11 protein-coding genes are annotated in these 15,303 nt (G+C 73.9%); all 11 read right to left on the bottom strand.

Annotation, left to right across the window (positions count from 1 at the left end):
• Nucleotides 1-58: 58 nt before the first annotated feature.
• Nucleotides 59-4,096 carry a hydantoinase B/oxoprolinase family protein gene (locus ACYVK5_RS09335; protein WP_460704136.1) on the bottom strand — a complete coding sequence of 1,346 codons (4,038 nt, stop codon included), beginning with the start codon at nt 4,094-4,096 and terminating at the stop codon, nt 59-61.
• A 45-nt stretch (nt 4,097-4,141) separates the two neighbouring features.
• Nucleotides 4,142-4,639, bottom strand: a complete 498-nt coding sequence (locus tag ACYVK5_RS09330) for a heme-degrading domain-containing protein (protein WP_460704134.1) — start codon at nt 4,637-4,639, stop codon at nt 4,142-4,144.
• Between the two features lie 236 nt (nt 4,640-4,875).
• Nucleotides 4,876-6,552 (bottom strand): L-aspartate oxidase, encoded by a 1,677-nt coding sequence (locus ACYVK5_RS09325; protein WP_460704758.1) that lies wholly within the window; start codon nt 6,550-6,552, stop codon nt 4,876-4,878.
• A 2-nt stretch (nt 6,553-6,554) separates the two neighbouring features.
• Nucleotides 6,555-7,088, bottom strand: coding sequence for an aspartate 1-decarboxylase (gene panD / locus ACYVK5_RS09320; RefSeq protein ID WP_460704756.1), 534 nt, complete (start codon nt 7,086-7,088; stop codon nt 6,555-6,557).
• A 102-nt stretch (nt 7,089-7,190) separates the two neighbouring features.
• Nucleotides 7,191-8,153 carry a pantoate--beta-alanine ligase gene (gene panC / locus ACYVK5_RS09315; protein ID WP_460704753.1) on the bottom strand — a complete coding sequence of 321 codons (963 nt, stop codon included), beginning with the start codon at nt 8,151-8,153 and terminating at the stop codon, nt 7,191-7,193.
• An 8-nt stretch (nt 8,154-8,161) separates the two neighbouring features.
• Complete coding sequence (locus ACYVK5_RS09310; RefSeq protein WP_460704132.1) at nt 8,162-9,145, bottom strand: Rossmann-like and DUF2520 domain-containing protein; 984 nt, start codon at nt 9,143-9,145, stop codon at nt 8,162-8,164.
• A complete protein-coding gene (locus ACYVK5_RS09305) occupies nt 9,142-10,662 on the bottom strand; it encodes a PH domain-containing protein (protein WP_460704130.1) in 1,521 nt (506 codons plus the stop codon). The genes ACYVK5_RS09310 and ACYVK5_RS09305 overlap by 4 nt, the downstream gene beginning before the upstream one ends.
• Nucleotides 10,659-11,141: a PH domain-containing protein gene (locus tag ACYVK5_RS09300; protein WP_460704128.1), complete on the bottom strand. Its 483-nt coding sequence runs from the start codon at nt 11,139-11,141 to the stop codon at nt 10,659-10,661. Before ACYVK5_RS09300 ends, ACYVK5_RS09305 begins: the two co-directional genes overlap by 4 nt.
• Nucleotides 11,142-11,303: 162 nt before the next feature.
• Nucleotides 11,304-11,783: a DUF3180 domain-containing protein gene (locus tag ACYVK5_RS09295; RefSeq protein ID WP_460704126.1), complete on the bottom strand. Its 480-nt coding sequence runs from the start codon at nt 11,781-11,783 to the stop codon at nt 11,304-11,306.
• A 1-nt stretch (nt 11,784) separates the two neighbouring features.
• The gene (gene folK / locus ACYVK5_RS09290; RefSeq protein ID WP_460704124.1) at nt 11,785-14,313 is read right to left on the bottom strand and encodes a 2-amino-4-hydroxy-6-hydroxymethyldihydropteridine diphosphokinase; all 2,529 of its coding nucleotides are present in this window, start codon (nt 14,311-14,313) and stop codon (nt 11,785-11,787) included.
• Nucleotides 14,310-15,302: a dihydropteroate synthase gene (gene folP / locus ACYVK5_RS09285; RefSeq protein WP_460704122.1), complete on the bottom strand. Its 993-nt coding sequence runs from the start codon at nt 15,300-15,302 to the stop codon at nt 14,310-14,312. Before folP ends, folK begins: the two co-directional genes overlap by 4 nt.
• Nucleotide 15,303 lies beyond the last annotated feature (1 nt).

The raw sequence follows: 15,303 nt of genomic DNA, 5'->3' as shown, positions 1-15,303 counted from the left end.
AGGGCGCCGGAAGGTCTGCGAGACCCTACTGAACCATCCTCAGCACCGGCGGCCTCAGTCATGGGGTGCCGTAGCCGCCGCCCCCGGGCGTCTCGATGATCAGGGTGTCGCCCGGAGCGAGGCTCACCGTGTCCCGGCCGGCCAGCGGCTCGGCGTCGTCGGCCCCCTTCCGGCGGACGGAGTTGCGGCCCAGCGACCCCGGCTCCCCGCCCGCCATCCCGTAGGGCGCGACCCTGCGATGCCCGGTGAGCAGGCTCGCCGTCATCGGCTCACGGAACTCCAGGGCCCGCACCACGCCGTCGCCCCCGTGCCAGCGGCCCGCGCCGCCCGACCCCGCGCGCACCGCGAACTCGCGCACCAGGACCGGGAAGCGCGTCTCCAGCACCTCGGGATCCGTGAGCCGCGAGTTCGTCATGTGGGTCTGCACGGCGGACGCGCCGGCGAACCCGTCGCCCGCGCCAGAGCCGGACGCGATCGTCTCGTAGTACTGGTGGTCGGCGTTGCCGAACGTGAGATTGTTCATCGTGCCGGACCCCTCGGCCTGCACCCCGAGCGCCCCGTACAGCGCGCCGGTGATCGCCTGGCTCGTCTCCACGTTCCCCGCCACCACCGCTGCCGGGTACTCCGGCGACAGCAGCGTGCCGGGCGGGATGACGATGTCCAGCGGGCGGCGGCAGCCGTCGTTGAGCGGGATGTCGTCGTCGACCAGCGTGCGGAACACGTACAGCACCGCGGCGACGGCCACCGAGGACGGCGCGTTGAAGTTGGACGCCACCTGCGCCGACGTCCCGGTGAAGTCGATCGTCGCCCGACGCCGCGCGTGGTCGGTGCGGAAGCGGACCGCGATCGTGGCGCCGTGGTCGGTCTCGTAGGTGAACTCGCCGTCGGACAACGAGTCGACGACGCGGCGGACAGCCTCGGCCGCGTTGTCCTGCACGTGCCGCATGTACGCCTGGACGACGTCGAGGCCGAAGTGCCGGATCATCGCCCCGATCTCCTCGACGCCCTTGGCGCCTGCGGCGATCTGGGCGCGCAGGTCGGCCAGGTTGGTCTCCGGGTCGCGGGACGGGTGGCGCGCCGTGGTGAGGAGTTCACGGGTCTCCTGCTCCCGCATGCGCCCGTCGGCGACCAGCAGCCAGTTGTCGAACAGCACGCCCTCCTCGTGGATCTCGATGCTGCCGGCCGGCATCGAACCCGGGGTGATGCCACCGATCTCGGCATGGTGGCCGCGCGAGGCGACGTAGAACAGGATCTCGTCGTCGACGCCGGTGTCGTCGCCGGTCGGCGTGCCACCGGCACCCGTGCCGACGGCCGCCACGCCGTCGGACCCCTCGCGGAACACCGGCGTGATCACCGTGACGTCCGGCAGGTGGGTGCCGCCGTGGAACGGGTCGTTGACGGCGTACGTGTCGCCGGGGCGCATCGTCCCCCGGCGACGGACGATGACCTCCTGCACGGTGGTGCCCATCGACCCCAGGTGCACCGGCATGTGCGGCGCGTTCGCCACGAGGCTGCCGTCGGGATCGAAGATCGCGCAGGAGAAGTCGAGCCGTTCCTTGATGTTCACCGACTGCGACGTCGCCTCCAGGCGCGCGCCCATCTGCTCGGCGATCGACATGAACAGGTTGTTGAAGATCTCCAGCATCACCGGGTCGGCGGCGGCGGAGATGCGTGCGTCGGCGCGTGGGGTGGTGCGGCGCACGAGGAGGTGCCCTTCGTCGGTGGCCTCGGCACTCCACCCGGCTTCGACGACGGTGGTCGCGTTCTCCTCGGTGATGATCGCGGGGCCGACAACGAAATCACCGGGAACCAGCTCCTCCCGCTGCCGCAGCGGAGCCTCCCGCCACTCGCCCCCGGCGAACACCGGTACATCCCCGCCGCGCGTCCGGTCCTCGCCCGACCGGCCTGCCCCGTGGTCGGCACTCGCGTCAGTGATCGGCAGTTCCTCGTGCCGATCACTCACGGAGTTGTCGACCACGCCCGCCGAACCGCCGGTGTCCGCCGACGACGGCGCCACCACCTCCACCGCTACCGCGTCCGCGATCAGCGGCCGGTCCAGCAGGAACGAGTACACGCTGAGGTGCGCGGCCTCGAACTCGGCGACCATCTCCCGAACCGGGTCACCGCCGCGCCCGTCAGGAGCGATCGAGGCATCGTGCCCACCGGGAGCGGCCGGGGCGGACGACACCGCCGCGTTCCGCGGCTCCCGAGCGGCATCCGTGTCCCCGGGAGTACCGGCGTTCCCGGACCTGCGCGAGCCCCCGAGTCGCGCGGGGCCGTCTGCGTCCCGGAGCCGCACGGGCACGGTCGTGTCCGTTCCGTCGTAGCGCAGGTGGACGGTCCGGGTGACGACGACGCGGGGTGCCCCGCCACCGTCGTCGTCCCGCACGCCCTGCTCCGCGAGGTCCGCCCGGGCCGCGGCCTCGAGTGCGTCGGCGGCCTCGTGCAGGCTCGGCACCGCGTCGTCGGACAACGCCGTCCCGACCGACTGCTCCCGCATCACCGTGGTGTCGGCCAGGCCGATGCCCAGGGCCGACAGCACGCCGGCCATCGGCGGCACCAGCACGGTCTCGATGCCAAGCGAATCCGCGACCGCGCAGGCGTGCTGCCCGCCCGCGCCGCCGAAGGTGGTCAGGGCGTAGCGGGTGACGTCGTGCCCCTCGCGGACCGTGATCTTCTTGACGGCTCCCGCCATGTTCGCCACGGCCACCGCGAGGAACCCCTCGGCGACCTGCTCGGGCGTGCGGCCGTCGCCGATCTCGGCCGCGAGCGCCGCGAACTTCTGCCGCACCACGTCGACGTCGAGCGGCTGGTCGCCTCCCGGCCCGAACACCGCGGGGAAGTACTCGGGACGGACCCGCCCGAGCAGCACGTTCGCATCGGTGACGGTCAGCGGGCCACCGTTGCGGTAGCACGCGGGCCCGGGAGATGCCCCCGCCGAGTCCGGGCCCACGCGGTACCGGCTGCCGTCGAAGTGCAGGATCGACCCGCCCCCGGCCGCCACGGTGTGGATGTCGAGCATGGGCGCGCGCAGCCGGACGCCGGCTACCTGGGCGTCGAACACCCGCTCCAGCTCGCCGGCGTAGTGGGAGACGTCGGTCGAGGTGCCGCCCATGTCGAAGCCGATGACGTGGTCGTGACCCGCGAGCTCCGACATCCGCACCATGCCCACGATCCCGCCCGCCGGCCCGGAGAGGATCGCGTCCTTGCCGCGGAAGTGATGCGCCTCGACGAGCCCGCCGTTGGACTGCATGAACTGCAGCGGCACGCCGGTCAGCTGCCCGGCCACCTGGTCCACGTACCGCCGCAGCACGGGTGAGAGGTAGGCGTCGACGACGGTGGTGTCCCCGCGCGGCACCAGCTTCATCAGCGGGCTGACCTCGGCGGACCGGGAGACCTGCGGGAACCCGATCCGCTCGGCGAGGTCGGCGACCTGGTTCTCGTGGTCCGGGTACAGGTGGGAGTGCAGGCAGACGACGGCCACGGCACGGAACCCGTCGTCGTACGCGCGGCGCAGCTCGGGTTCGACGCCGGCCAGGTCCGGCTCGCGCAGCACCTCGCCGCTCGCGGTGACGCGCTCGTCGACCTCGATCACCCGCGTGTACAGCGGCTCAGGCAGGACGATGTGCCGGTCGAAGATGCGCGGCCGGTTCTGGTAGGCGATCCGCAGCGCGTCGCCGAACCCGCGGGTGATCACGAGGACCGTGGGCTCGCCGGTGCGCTCCAGCAGCGCGTTGGTCGCGACGGTGGTTCCCATCCGCACGGCCTGGATCGTGTCCGACGGCGGCCGCGGGGCGGGGTCGTCGCCGGTCCGGGAGGCGCCGTCGCCGGGCGGGGTGTCGTCACCGGATCGGGAGGCTGCCTCGCCGGCTCGGGAGGAGCCGTCGTCGGCCCGGGGCAGCGTGACCCCTGCTGACCGGAGCTCCGCGCCCGCCCCCGCCTGCCGCAGGATCCGCTCGATCCCGGCCACGGCGGCGTCGTCGTACCGCTCCGGGTCCTCCGAGAGGAGCTTGTGCGTGCTCAGCGACCCGTCCGGGTGCCGCGCGACGATGTCGGTGAACGTTCCGCCTCGGTCGATCCAGAACTCCCAGCCCATGTGGTGAGGGTAGTCACCGGAGGAGTGCCGTGCCGCCGTCGTCCGTCAGTCCCGGTCCGACGGCGGTCCCTGCGCGGCGACCAGCTCGCGCAGCGCCTCGACCACCAGGGCGTGGTCGTCCTGCTGCGCCAGCCCCGAGACCGTCACGACGCCGACGATCCCCACCCCGGCGACGCGCACCGGGAACGCACCGCCGTGCGCGGCGTACTCCTGGAGGGGAAGGTCATGAACGGCGTTGAAGTCCCCGCCCTTGGCACGCGCCTTCAGCCCGACCAGGTACGACGACGCGCCGAACCGGTAGACCACCCGCACCTTGCGTTCCACCCAGGAGTCGTTGTCCGGCGTCGTCCCCGGGCGTGCCACGTGGAACACCTGCTGCGTCCCCTTGCGGATGTCGATCGTCACGGGGAGGTCCCGCTCGATCGCGAGCTCGGTGAGCCGGGAGCCCAGGCGCCAGGCGTCGTCGTATGTGAAGGCGGTCAGGACCAGTTCGGTCTCCTGTGCGGCCACCTGGGCGATGGCCGTCTGCGCGTCGTCGTTCATGACGCCCATTATGGCGGGTCGTGCGCTCGTCACTCCGAGCCAGGAGGTTGGTTGCCAACCAGGAGGTTGCTTGCGCCTCGACCGGTCTTGGCGTAAGCAACCTCCTGGCTCGTAGCCAACCTCATGCCCCGAAGCAGCGGTGGCCTCTGCCCCTGACGGCTTCCCGGGGCCGCGACAGAGTGCCGGACATGGCCAGTGACGACCCCAAGAGCAACGTCGACGCGCCGGACATCGCGTCAGCGCACCCGCAACACGCCGTCGTCGTCCAGGCTCACCAGGACCCGGCGTTTCCAGTCCGGGTCGCGTTCCGGGTGGTCGGCGCGGAAGTGGCCGCCGCGGGACTCCGTGCGGAGCCAGGCCGCGCGGGTCAGGGCGCGCGCCACCTGGTGCACGTTCGTGGTCTCCCACTCGGCGGCCTGCGGCTCGGCAACAACCTCGGCGGCGACGTGCGCGTCCGCGCGCACGGCGGCCAGCCGCTCGTCCGTCCGGGCGAGCGACGTCGCCGTGCGGATCACGCCCGAACCGTCCGACATCGCCTTCTGCACCCGGGACCGCGCCACCGCCGCGACGAGCGCGGTCCCGCCGGGCCGTGCGGCCGGCTCGGTCGTGCTCGACAGGTTCCCCGCCGCGTACCGCTCGGCGACGTCGTGGGCGGCCCGCTGCGCGAACACCAGCCCCTCCAGCAGCGAGTTGGACGCCAGCCGATTCGCGCCGTGCACTCCCGTGCAGGCGACCTCCCCCACCGCGTACAGGCCGGGCACCGACGAGCGTCCCGTCAGGTCGGTCACGACGCCGCCCGAGTGGTAGTGCTGGGCGGGGGCCACGGGCACCGGCTCCTCGGACCAGTCGATGCCGAGCTCCGCGAGCCGCCGCGTGATCGTCGGGAACCGCTTGGCGAGGAACGTCCGCCCGAGGTGCCGCACGTCGAGCAGCACGTTGTCGGCGCCGGTCGCGGCCATCTGCCGGACGATGGCGTGCGCGACGACGTCCCGAGGCGCGAGCTCCGCCATCTCGTGCACGCCGGGCATGAAGCGGTGACCGTCGACGTCGAGCAGCATGGCGCCCTCGCCCCGCACCGCCTCGCTGATCAGCGGGAGCTGCCCCTTCGCACCCGACCCGAGCCACAGCACCGTCGGGTGGAACTGCACGAACTCGAGGTCGCCGACGACCGCCCCGGCCCGCAGCGCCGCCGCGATCCCGTCGCCCGTGGCGCCCGCCGGATTGGTGGACGACCGGAACACCTGCCCGATCCCGCCGGTCGCGAGGATCACCACGGGCGCGAGGACCGCCCCGACCCCGTCCCGGCTGCCCTCTCCCCGCACATGCAGCGTCACTCCGGCCACGCGGCGCACACCTCCGCCGGCCGGAGCGGACGTGAGGATGTCCAGGACCAGGGCGTGCTCCACGACCTCGATGCCCGGGTCGTCGCGGACCGCCTCGATCTGGGCGACGAGCGCACGCGAGATCTCCGCGCCCGTCGCGTCGCCGCCGGCGTGGGCGATCCGGTCGGCGCGGTGGCCCCCCTCCCGGGTGAGCGCGATGTCGCCGCCAGGGCCGGCGTCGAACACCGCACCGCGCGCCACGAGCTCACGGACCCGCTCCGGACCCTCGGTGACCAGCACCTTCACGGCGTCGTGGTCGGAGAGGCCGCCGCCGGCGGCAAGCGTGTCCTGCAGGTGCGCCTCCGGGGTGTCGGCCGGATCGAGCGCCGCGGCGATGCCGCCCTGCGCCCACACGGTCGAGCCGCTGGACAGCTCTCCCTTGGTCACCAGCAGCACCCGCGGCACGCGCGTGCGCAGCTCGAGCGCGGCCGTCAGGCCGGCGATCCCGGAACCGACCACCACCGCGTCCACCCGGGTGCTCCAGCCCGGCTCCGGTGCGGCCAGGGCCCGCGCCAGCCGCGCGGCGGGCAGGGTCACGCGCGACTCGACGTGATGCTCTGGATGGTGTCGACGACGTCGGCGGCCCCCGTGTCCTCGGCGGCCCCCGGGCCCTCGGCGGCCATCCGTCCCGCGGCGGTCCGCATGAGCCCGGCCTGCTGGTACGGCTCGATCGGGAGGCCGCTCTCGGTCAGGCCGTAGCCGTCCGGCACGTGGCCCGGCTCGTCGCTCTGCTCGACGACGCGGTTGTTCTCGTCCACGAACACGACGCTCGGCAGGAAGGTCCGCGCGTCGGCGTCGGACAGCATCCCGTAGCCGATGATGATGACGATGTCGCCCGGGTCGACGAGGTGCGCCGCCGCGCCGTTGATGCAGATCTGGCCGGAGGCCGGTTCGCCGGGGATCACGTAGGTGGTGAGCCGCGCCCCGTTGGTCACGTCGACGACGTCGACCTGCTGTCCCGGGACGAGGTCCACCGCGTCCATCAGGTCGGAGTCGACGGTGATGGATCCCACATAGTGCAGGTCGGCCTGCGTGACCGTGGCGCGATGGATCTTGGCGATCATCATCGGTCGCTGCAGCGATGCCGGACGGCGTACGGGTGCCCGGTGCGGGATGTCGTTCACGATGCGTGCCTCCTGGACTCTCGTGCCCGCCGCCTCACCGATCACCTACGTGACCTGCGGCGACACCTCGACAGCCTGGTTGTCGATCAGTCTGGTCGTGCCCACCCGCGCCGCCACCAGGAGCAGGGCGGGACCCAGATGGTCATCGGGCACATCATCAACGGTAATCGGATCGACGAGTGCGAGGTAGTCCACCTCCACGCCCTCGGCGGCGTTCAGCACCTCCGACGCCGCGCGCCGCACCTCGGCGGCGCCGCGGGGCGCGGCCTCCGCCCCGGTGTGCAGCGCACGGGACAGGGCAAGGGCGCGCTCGCGCTCGTCGCCGGACAGGTAGGCGTTGCGCGACGACAGGGCCAGGCCGTCCGGGTCACGCACCGTGGGGACCCCGATGATCTCGACGTCCAGATCCAGGTCCGCCGCCATGCGGCGCACCGCGAGGAGCTGCTGGGCGTCCTTCTGCCCGAACAGTGCCACGTCGGGCCGCACCAGGTGCAGCAGCTTGAGCACCACGGTCAGCATGCCGTCCATGTGGCCGGGCCGGAACTCTCCCTCCAGCAGCTCGCCGATCCGCCCCGCCGAGACCCGGACGACCGGGTCGCCGTACGGGTAGACCGTGTCGGGCGACGGGGCGAACACCACGTCGGCACCCACCGACGCCAGCTTCTCCACGTCGCCGGCCAGGTCGCGCGGGTAGGCGGCGAGGTCCTCGCCCGCGCCGAACTGAAGCGGGTTCACGAAGATCGTCACGACCACCTGACCGCCCGTCCCGGCCACCGCGCGCGCCCGCCGCACCAGCTCCAGGTGCCCCTCGTGCAGCGCGCCCATGGTCATCACGACGGCGCGCCGCGCGGGGCCCTCGCCGGCCATGCTGGTGATCGGGGCCGACATCGTCCACCGCACCAGCGCCTCGCGCAGGTCGTCGCGCGTGCGGACCACCAGCGGGCGCGCGGGAGCCGCGCTTCCCGCGTCGGCGTCGTGGCCGCCGGCAGGTCCGGCGTCGTCGGTCATCGAGATCATCAGTGCTCCTTGTTCTCCGCGCGGGCCCGGTCCAGGGCGTCGAGCAGCGCGCTCGCCGCGGCGTCGCCGATGCGGTGGCTCGCCAGGGCACGGCGCGTCGCGCCCCGAGCGAGCTCGGCGTACCCGGCAGGGATGTCGGTCGCGCCGGTCCGCGCCGCGAGGTCCGCCAGCGCCTCCGTGTGCCGCTCCACGGTGCCGATGTCGCCCCGCGACACCGGACCCGTCAGCGCCGTGATCGCCCCCGGCCCTTCTTGGCCCGCGACGTCGGCCGCCCGGGTCGCCGATTCCAGCGCGGCGCCCAGCAGCGGCGCCAGCACCCGGCCGGGGGCGGCGACTCCCGCGTCCTGCAGCGCCTGCGCGGCCTGCGCCACGAGCACCACGAGGTGGTTCGCGCCGTGCGCGAGCGCCGCGTGGTAGAGCACCCGCGCCTCCTCGGGCACGATCACCGGCTCGCCGCCGATCTCCACCACGAGCGCCTGCCCGATCGGCAGGACCGCCGCCGGGGCCGTCACCGCGAACGTGCAGCCCACCAGCCGGGCCAGGTCCAGCGAGGTACCGGTGAACGTCATCGCCGGGTGGATCGCGAGCGGGATCGCGCCTGCGGCACGGGCGGGCTCCAGCACCGCCGTCCCCGCCGCGCCCGACGTGTGGACCACGAGCTGTCCGGCCTGCCACGCCCCGGTGTCGGCCAGGCCGGCCACGACCGGCGCGAGGGCGTCGTCGGGCACCGCGAGCAGCACCAGCTCGGCCCGCTCCACCACCTGCGCGATCTCGCACACCGGCACGCCGGGCAGCAGGGTCGCGATGCGCTCGCGTGATGCCTCGGAGATGCCGCTGGCGCCGACGACGGTGTGTCCCGCGGCCCGCAGGGCGCTGCCCAGGACCGCGCCGACGCGTCCGGCGCCCACGACCCCGACGCCCAGCCTGCCGGGCCTGGTCGCGGACTCCGCGGCCGGTACGGGCGGTGTGGGCGGTGTGGTCAACGGGGTTCCTCCATCCAGCGTTCGGGTCCGGCGTGGGCGCGCGCCGTGCGCGCCCGTGCCGCCTGTTCCTCCAGCAGCTCCGCCGCGTCGTCCCCGGCGAGGTGGTGCACACCCGGGCTGACCGGCCCCTGCGTGGAGTGCACCTCGAACGAGGCGAGACCCAGCCGGCGTTGCAGCGGTCCGGCCGCGATCCCCAGGGACTGCGTCCGCTCGTGCGGCACCACAGCCAGGATGCGGTACAGGCGCCCGCTGCGCAGCAACAGCGCGCGTCCGGTCACGGCGAAGCCCTGCCGGCGCCAGCCGATCGGATCCACCCAGACCGCGCTCGGCGGGCTGCCGGTGAAGGGGCCGGGCGTCCGGGAATCGCCGGACAGGCCCGTGTCGAGTACGGCGCGCGGATCGTCGATGCCGAGGTCCGGCAGCACGAGCGAGAGCACCGTCAGCGCCTCGTCCCGGGTGCCGACGGGCAGCAGCACGTTGGTCGTGCCGGAGTCGCTGACCGCGCCGTACCCGGCGACGTTGACCTGGACGCGCCACCAGTCGGGGCCCCGCCAGAGCAGGCCCTGGGTGATCGAGACCGCCTGCACCCGTCCGGGCGGGATCGTCTGGGCGCGCGTTTCTAGCAGGCCGTGGCGGAGCCGGATGCCGTCTGCGCTGATCGCGGCACGGAACGCGAACTCCGTGGAGAACCGGTTGAACAGGTATCCGCCGATCCCGATGAACGGCGCGATCACGGCGAACACCACCTGCGGGGTGCCGGTGACGATCACCGTCACGATCAGCCCGACGATGAAGAGCGCGAAGAAGATCGTCACGCCCGTGCGCAGCAGCGAGACGATGAGGCGCCCCATCGGGACCTCGAGGACCGGGCGCTCGGGTGCCTCCGGCGCGGCGGCCGGGAGGTCGGCCGGAGCCGTCGTCGCCCCGTCGGGTCCGTCCGTCCCCGGCGCCGTCGTCGCGCCCGGCTCCTGCGCCGCGGGGGAGGCCGGGCTCTTGAGGCCCGCCGCGCGCGCGAGGAGCTCGTTGCGCAGCTCGCTCGCGTCGGCGTCGCGGAGGTAGCCGATGGCGATGCCGGAGTCCGAGCCGCCCGCCACCTCGAGCTTGAGCTCGCTCAGCCCGAACAGCCGCGCCACGAGCGGCTGGCGCACGTCGACGGCCTGCAGCCGGTCGAGGCGCGCGTGCCGCTGCTGCTTGAACACGACCCCGCGGCGCAGGTGGACCGTCTCGTCGCCGACGGCGTACGTCGTCATCCGCCAGGCCAGCGCCGCGAACCCGAACCCCGCCAGGGCGATGAGGATCAGGCCCAGCGGCACGGTCCACCAGTACGGGCTGGTGAGCAGTCCGACGACGCCGCCCTCGTTCGGGCCGCCGTCCAGCGTCTGCTGGCCGATGATGAAGAGGGCGCCGCCCAGGACCGCCCAGCCCCGGACCATGGGCGTGACGGGATGCACCCGGCGCCAGTGGAGCCCCTCGTCCCGGTCCGGCACCACGTCCGGCGTCGTTTCCGGCGCGTTCACAGGCCCGCCAGCCGGGCCTCACCGCGGGAGGCGAGGCGATCGCGCAGCCGCGCCGCCTCCTCCGGGGGCAGGCCGGGGATCTGCGCGTCGGTGCCCACCGACGCGGTGTGGAGCTGAACCTTCGCCAGCCCGAGCTTGCGGTCCAGCGGGCCGGCCTCGACGTCCACGTACTGCATGCGCCCGTACGGGACCACCGTGAGCGAGCGGAACAGGATGCCCTTGCGGATCAGCAGGTCGTCCTCGCGCTCCGCGTAGCCGATGGCGCGCACCTGCCGGGGCACCACGATCGCCGTCCACACGAGGAACACCAGGAACGCCCCGGCGAGCAGCCAGAACCACGGCGAGATGGTGACCGCCAGCGTCGTCCCGGCCACGATGGGGACGGCGAACGTGATCGTCGCCGGGATGAGGCGCGCGGCGGTCAGGCGGGTCGAGACCCGGCTCCAGGTCACGTCGGCCGGGTCGAAGGGGCTGGTCATGATGTCATCCTCGCACGCTGTCCGGACGCGTCAGGGGACCATCCCGGGAGGAGTCCGGGGAAGGTGCCCCGGCACCTGGTCGGGGGGTTTCCGTGTGGTTGGGTACGTGCTTGACCGACCACACGGGAAACCCCCGACCAGGGCTCGGCTCGGTGTCGGGAGTCAGGCGGTGGCCGCCGAGCCGTTCGCGTCGCTCTCCTCGCCGTCGGACGGCGGCAGCTGGCAGAACCTCTCGACGACGAGCCCGACGACGGACAGTCCCACCGCGCACACGACGGCGATGATCGCGGCGATCGCCTTGTCCCGCCGGGGCTCGACCGCGAGGTCCGGCAGCACGAGCAGCACCTGCGCGAGGTACCAGCCGCCGAGCAGCGCCCCCGTCAGTGCCGCCGCCTTGGCGAGCACGAGCGTCCGGGCCGCCCGCAGGCCGTCCAGGGACGGCCGGTCCCCCTTCTGGTAGGCGCGCACCGTCCAGCCGAGCCAGAACACCGCTGCCGCCAGCGCCACGATCGCCACGTCGACGAGCCACGGCACCGTCGGCAGGTACACGCCGTTGGCCTCCATCGCGCGCAGCACCGGCCAGCCGACGAGGGCGACCACGCCGAAGACCACGACCAGACCGATCACCGAGGTGCGCTGCATCTCAGCCGCGATGTCCGTGCTCGTCGCTCCGGACCGGTGCCCAGGCGGGCCGGTCGTCGGCGGGTTGTGCGGGCTGTGCGGGCTGTGCGGACTGCTGGTCGACCGGCGCCGCGTGGACCGGGGCGAACGGGACGTCGCCCGGCTGCGGCCGCACGGGGGCGAACATCGGGTGGACCGGCTCGACCGGGACCTGCTCCGCGGAGACGTCCTGGCGTGCCGTCTCACGCACCGCCGGCGGCACGAGTGGCGCCGCGGGTGGCGTGTGCGGCGCCCGCGCCGCCGGGTGATCGGCCGACGGCGCCTGCGGGGCGGGGACCAGCGCTTCCTCCGGCGGCGGCACCGAGCCGGGCGCCTGCTGGTACTGCACGGAGTCCGGGGGGAATCCCTGGGGATGCGACGGCGGAGCCCCGTTCTGCGACTGCTGGTACGGGCCCGGGGGCTGGAACTGGTCCGGCTGCTGCTGGTACGGATCGGCCTGGCCCTGACCGGGCTGCTGACCGGGCCCGCCGTGGAAGACCTGGTCGCGCGGCGGCAGGTCCTGGTGGACGTGCTGGTCTGCGGCCTGCTGATCCTGGGCCGGCGGGGTGTGCTGCTGCGGCTGCGCCGGCGGATCGTACGGACGGTGGGAGGCGGTCGGCTGCGGCTCGACGTCGCCCGTCGGGTCGGCGCCCGAGTGCGACTCGGTCAGCCAGTCCAGCGCGAGCCAGCGGATGCCCTGCCGGTCCTCCGCCGTGGCTGCGAGCTGCGCGACGGGGCCTCCGCCCAGGCCCGGCAGCACCGCGTCCGGCTTGAGCTGGGACCACGGCTCCAGGACGAACGCCCGTTCGTGGGCCCGCGGGTGTGGCACCTCGAGGTCGTCCGCGGCCGCCGTGAGCAGCCCGTAGGTGATGATGTCGATGTCGAGGGTGCGCGGCCCCCAGTGCTCCTCGCGGGAGCGGCCGTGCGCGTACTCGATGGCCTGGCAGGCGTGCAGCAGTTCGCGAGGCGCCAGGCCGGTCCGCGCCACGACGACGGCGTTGAGGTAGTCGGGCTGCTCGGGTCCGCCGACGGCGGCCGTGCGGGCCAGCGGCGAGACCTCGGTGACCTGCAGGCCGGTGATGCGGTCCAGGTCCATCACGGCGGCACGCAGGGTCGCCTGCGGGTCGCCGAGGTTCGCGCCGAGCGCGAGCACGACCTCGACCGGCTCGGCCGGGACCTGGTCGAGCCGGTCCTCGGGCGCCGATCCCTGTCCGACGCCGGCCGCCGGGGCGGGCTGCTCGGCGAACCCCTGCTGGGCCTGGCCGGCGAACGCCGGATCCGCCTGCTCGCCGAAGGGCGCCTGCTCGCCGAAGGCCGCCTGCTGTCCCTGCTCGGGCCGGAACTGCTGCTGGGAGTTCTGCTCGTACTCGGGCTGATACACCTCGGGCTGGTAGGCCTCCGGCCGATACTGCTCGCGCTGGTACTCCTCGGACTCGTACCGCGCGGGCTCGTACTGCTCGGCGCCCGAGGCGGGGGTCTCCGGTGCCTGCGCGTCGGACACCGGGGCCGCGAACGGGGCGGACGCCTGGGCCGCCGCGGAGTCGTAGGCCGGGCGACGGGCGGTGGAGCCGTCGTCGACGGGTCGCGTGGGCGCGTCCGCGTGCGGCTCGAAGGCAGGCACGCCGTGCCCGGCCGGAGGGACCGCGTCGATCATGCCCGCGTCCTGGGGCTGGGCCGCGGCGGGCTCGGGCGTGGCGGGCTCGGCCACCGGCGCGACCTGGTCCGCCGGATCGGCGGGCTCGTCGAACACGGCGGGCTGCGCCCCGAAATCGGCGGGCTGCGCCCCGAACTCCCCGGCGGGGGCCGGTTCGGCCGGGGTGATCTCCGGGATCACGAGGTTCTCCGCCGACACCGGCGCGTCGTTCGCGGCGGGCTCGGCCGACCACCCGGCCGGCTCGGCGTCGTCCGTCGTGAGGTCGCCGATCGGCGCGGTCAGCGGATCGACGGCGGGAGCGGCGGTCCCGCTCGTCGTCGGTTCCGAGGTCTCGGCGGGCTCCTCGGCCGGGAAGGAGAACTCGCTCGCCGGGGCGTCCCGCCCGGCGGGCTCGGCCGGGCGCCGGTCGTCCGCCGCGGCGGCGAACGGGACGGAACCCACCACGGGCGGCACCGCGACACGGTCACGACGGATCGAGACCTCCACGTCGGTGAAGGAGACCGGGATCGGCGCCTGCGGCTTGTGCACGGTCACGTCCACGGCCTGCACGAGGTCGTGGCCCAGCGCGACGGCGGCGATGCGCTCGGCCAGGGTCTCGATGAGGTCGACCGGCTCGCCCACGAGCACGTCGTGCGCCTCCTGCGCCACGTCGGCGTAGCTGACCGTGGCACGCAGGTCGTCGCCTTCGGCGGCCGGGCGGGTATCGACGTACAGCACGACGTCGGCCCGGAACTCCTGGCCCGTCGCGCGTTCCGACGCCAGCACGCCATGCCGGCCGCGTCCGTTGACTCCCGTGATCCGGATCTGGTCCAGTGGTCGTCCATCCGGACCCGGCACCGCTCCCGCAAAGTTGGTCACCGTGGGCTCCCCCCGTGATCGTCGCACGTTTGAGAATCCTGCCAGGTCCGCGCAAGTCCCCCGGCACCAGTTTCACCCATTGTGAGAGAATCCACGGGAGTGTCCGTGAAGTCCCCGGAAGCCTCGCCCCACGCCGCGGCGACCCGGACGGCGTCCGCGGACGCCCGGACCGCATGTACCCGCACGCACCAGGCGCCGGCGGACGCGGAGAGCGCCGAGACGGCCGCCGTGGCGTCGTCGCGTGCACGTGGGGGCGCGGGATCGCCGTCGGACCGGGCCAGCAGATGCCCCAGGAACCGCTTACGCGACGCCCCGACGAGTACCGGCCGGCCCAGTCCGCCGAGTACGTCCAGATGCGCCAGCAGCGGCCAGTTGAGCACGCCCGCTTTGGCGAATCCGAGTCCGGGGTCGAGCACGATCTGCGCAGCATCCACACCTGCCCCCACCAGAGCATCCATGCGGGCGGAAAGTTCATCACGAACGTCGGTGACGACGTCGTCGTACTTCTGGAGGGCGTCCATCACGTCCGAGTGGCCGCGCCAGTGCATCGCGACGTAGGGAACGCCCAGCTCGGCCACGGCACGGGCCATGCCGGGGTCGGCGAGGCCACCCGAGACGTCGTTCACGATGCGCGCGCCCGCGGCCACCGCCCGCTCCGCGACGGCGGCGCGCGTGGTGTCCACCGAGACGATCGCCCCCCGCGCGGCCAGCGCCTCGATCACGGGCAGCACGCGCGCCAGTTCCTGCTCCTGCGGGACGCGCCCGGCGCCGGGGCGCGTGGACTCCCCGCCGACGTCGAGGATGTCCGCGCCCTCGCCGAGCAGTTCCAGGCCGTGCGCGACGGCGGTGTCCGGCTCGAACCACTCGCCGCCGTCGGAGAACGAGTCGGGTGTCACGTTGACCACGCCCATCACCAGCGTGCGGCCCGCACCCGACAGCTCGGGCAGCCCGGCGACCTCCGCGTCGCGCGCTTCCATGGTCGCGCCCATG

The sequence above is a fragment of the Myceligenerans halotolerans genome (genome assembly GCF_054782975.1).
Note: the sequence above shows the minus strand (reverse complement) of the source record. Positions and strands in the feature narration are given on the sequence as shown.

Excerpts from the sequence above, each read along its gene's own strand:
- ACYVK5_RS09300 (WP_460704128.1), bottom strand. The coding sequence starts at position 11,141 with ATGACCAGCCCCTTCGACCCGGCCGACGTGACCTGGAGCCGGGTCTCG.
- panD (WP_460704756.1), bottom strand. The coding sequence starts at position 7,088 with ATGATGATCGCCAAGATCCATCGCGCCACGGTCACGCAGGCCGACCTG.
- panC (WP_460704753.1), bottom strand. The coding sequence starts at position 8,153 with ATGACCGACGACGCCGGACCTGCCGGCGGCCACGACGCCGACGCGGGA.
- ACYVK5_RS09330 (WP_460704134.1), bottom strand. The coding sequence starts at position 4,639 with ATGAACGACGACGCGCAGACGGCCATCGCCCAGGTGGCCGCACAGGAG.
- ACYVK5_RS09295 (WP_460704126.1), bottom strand. The coding sequence starts at position 11,783 with ATGCAGCGCACCTCGGTGATCGGTCTGGTCGTGGTCTTCGGCGTGGTC.
- folP (WP_460704122.1), bottom strand. The coding sequence starts at position 15,302 with ATGGGCGCGACCATGGAAGCGCGCGACGCGGAGGTCGCCGGGCTGCCC.
- ACYVK5_RS09335 (WP_460704136.1), bottom strand. The coding sequence starts at position 4,096 with ATGGGCTGGGAGTTCTGGATCGACCGAGGCGGAACGTTCACCGACATC.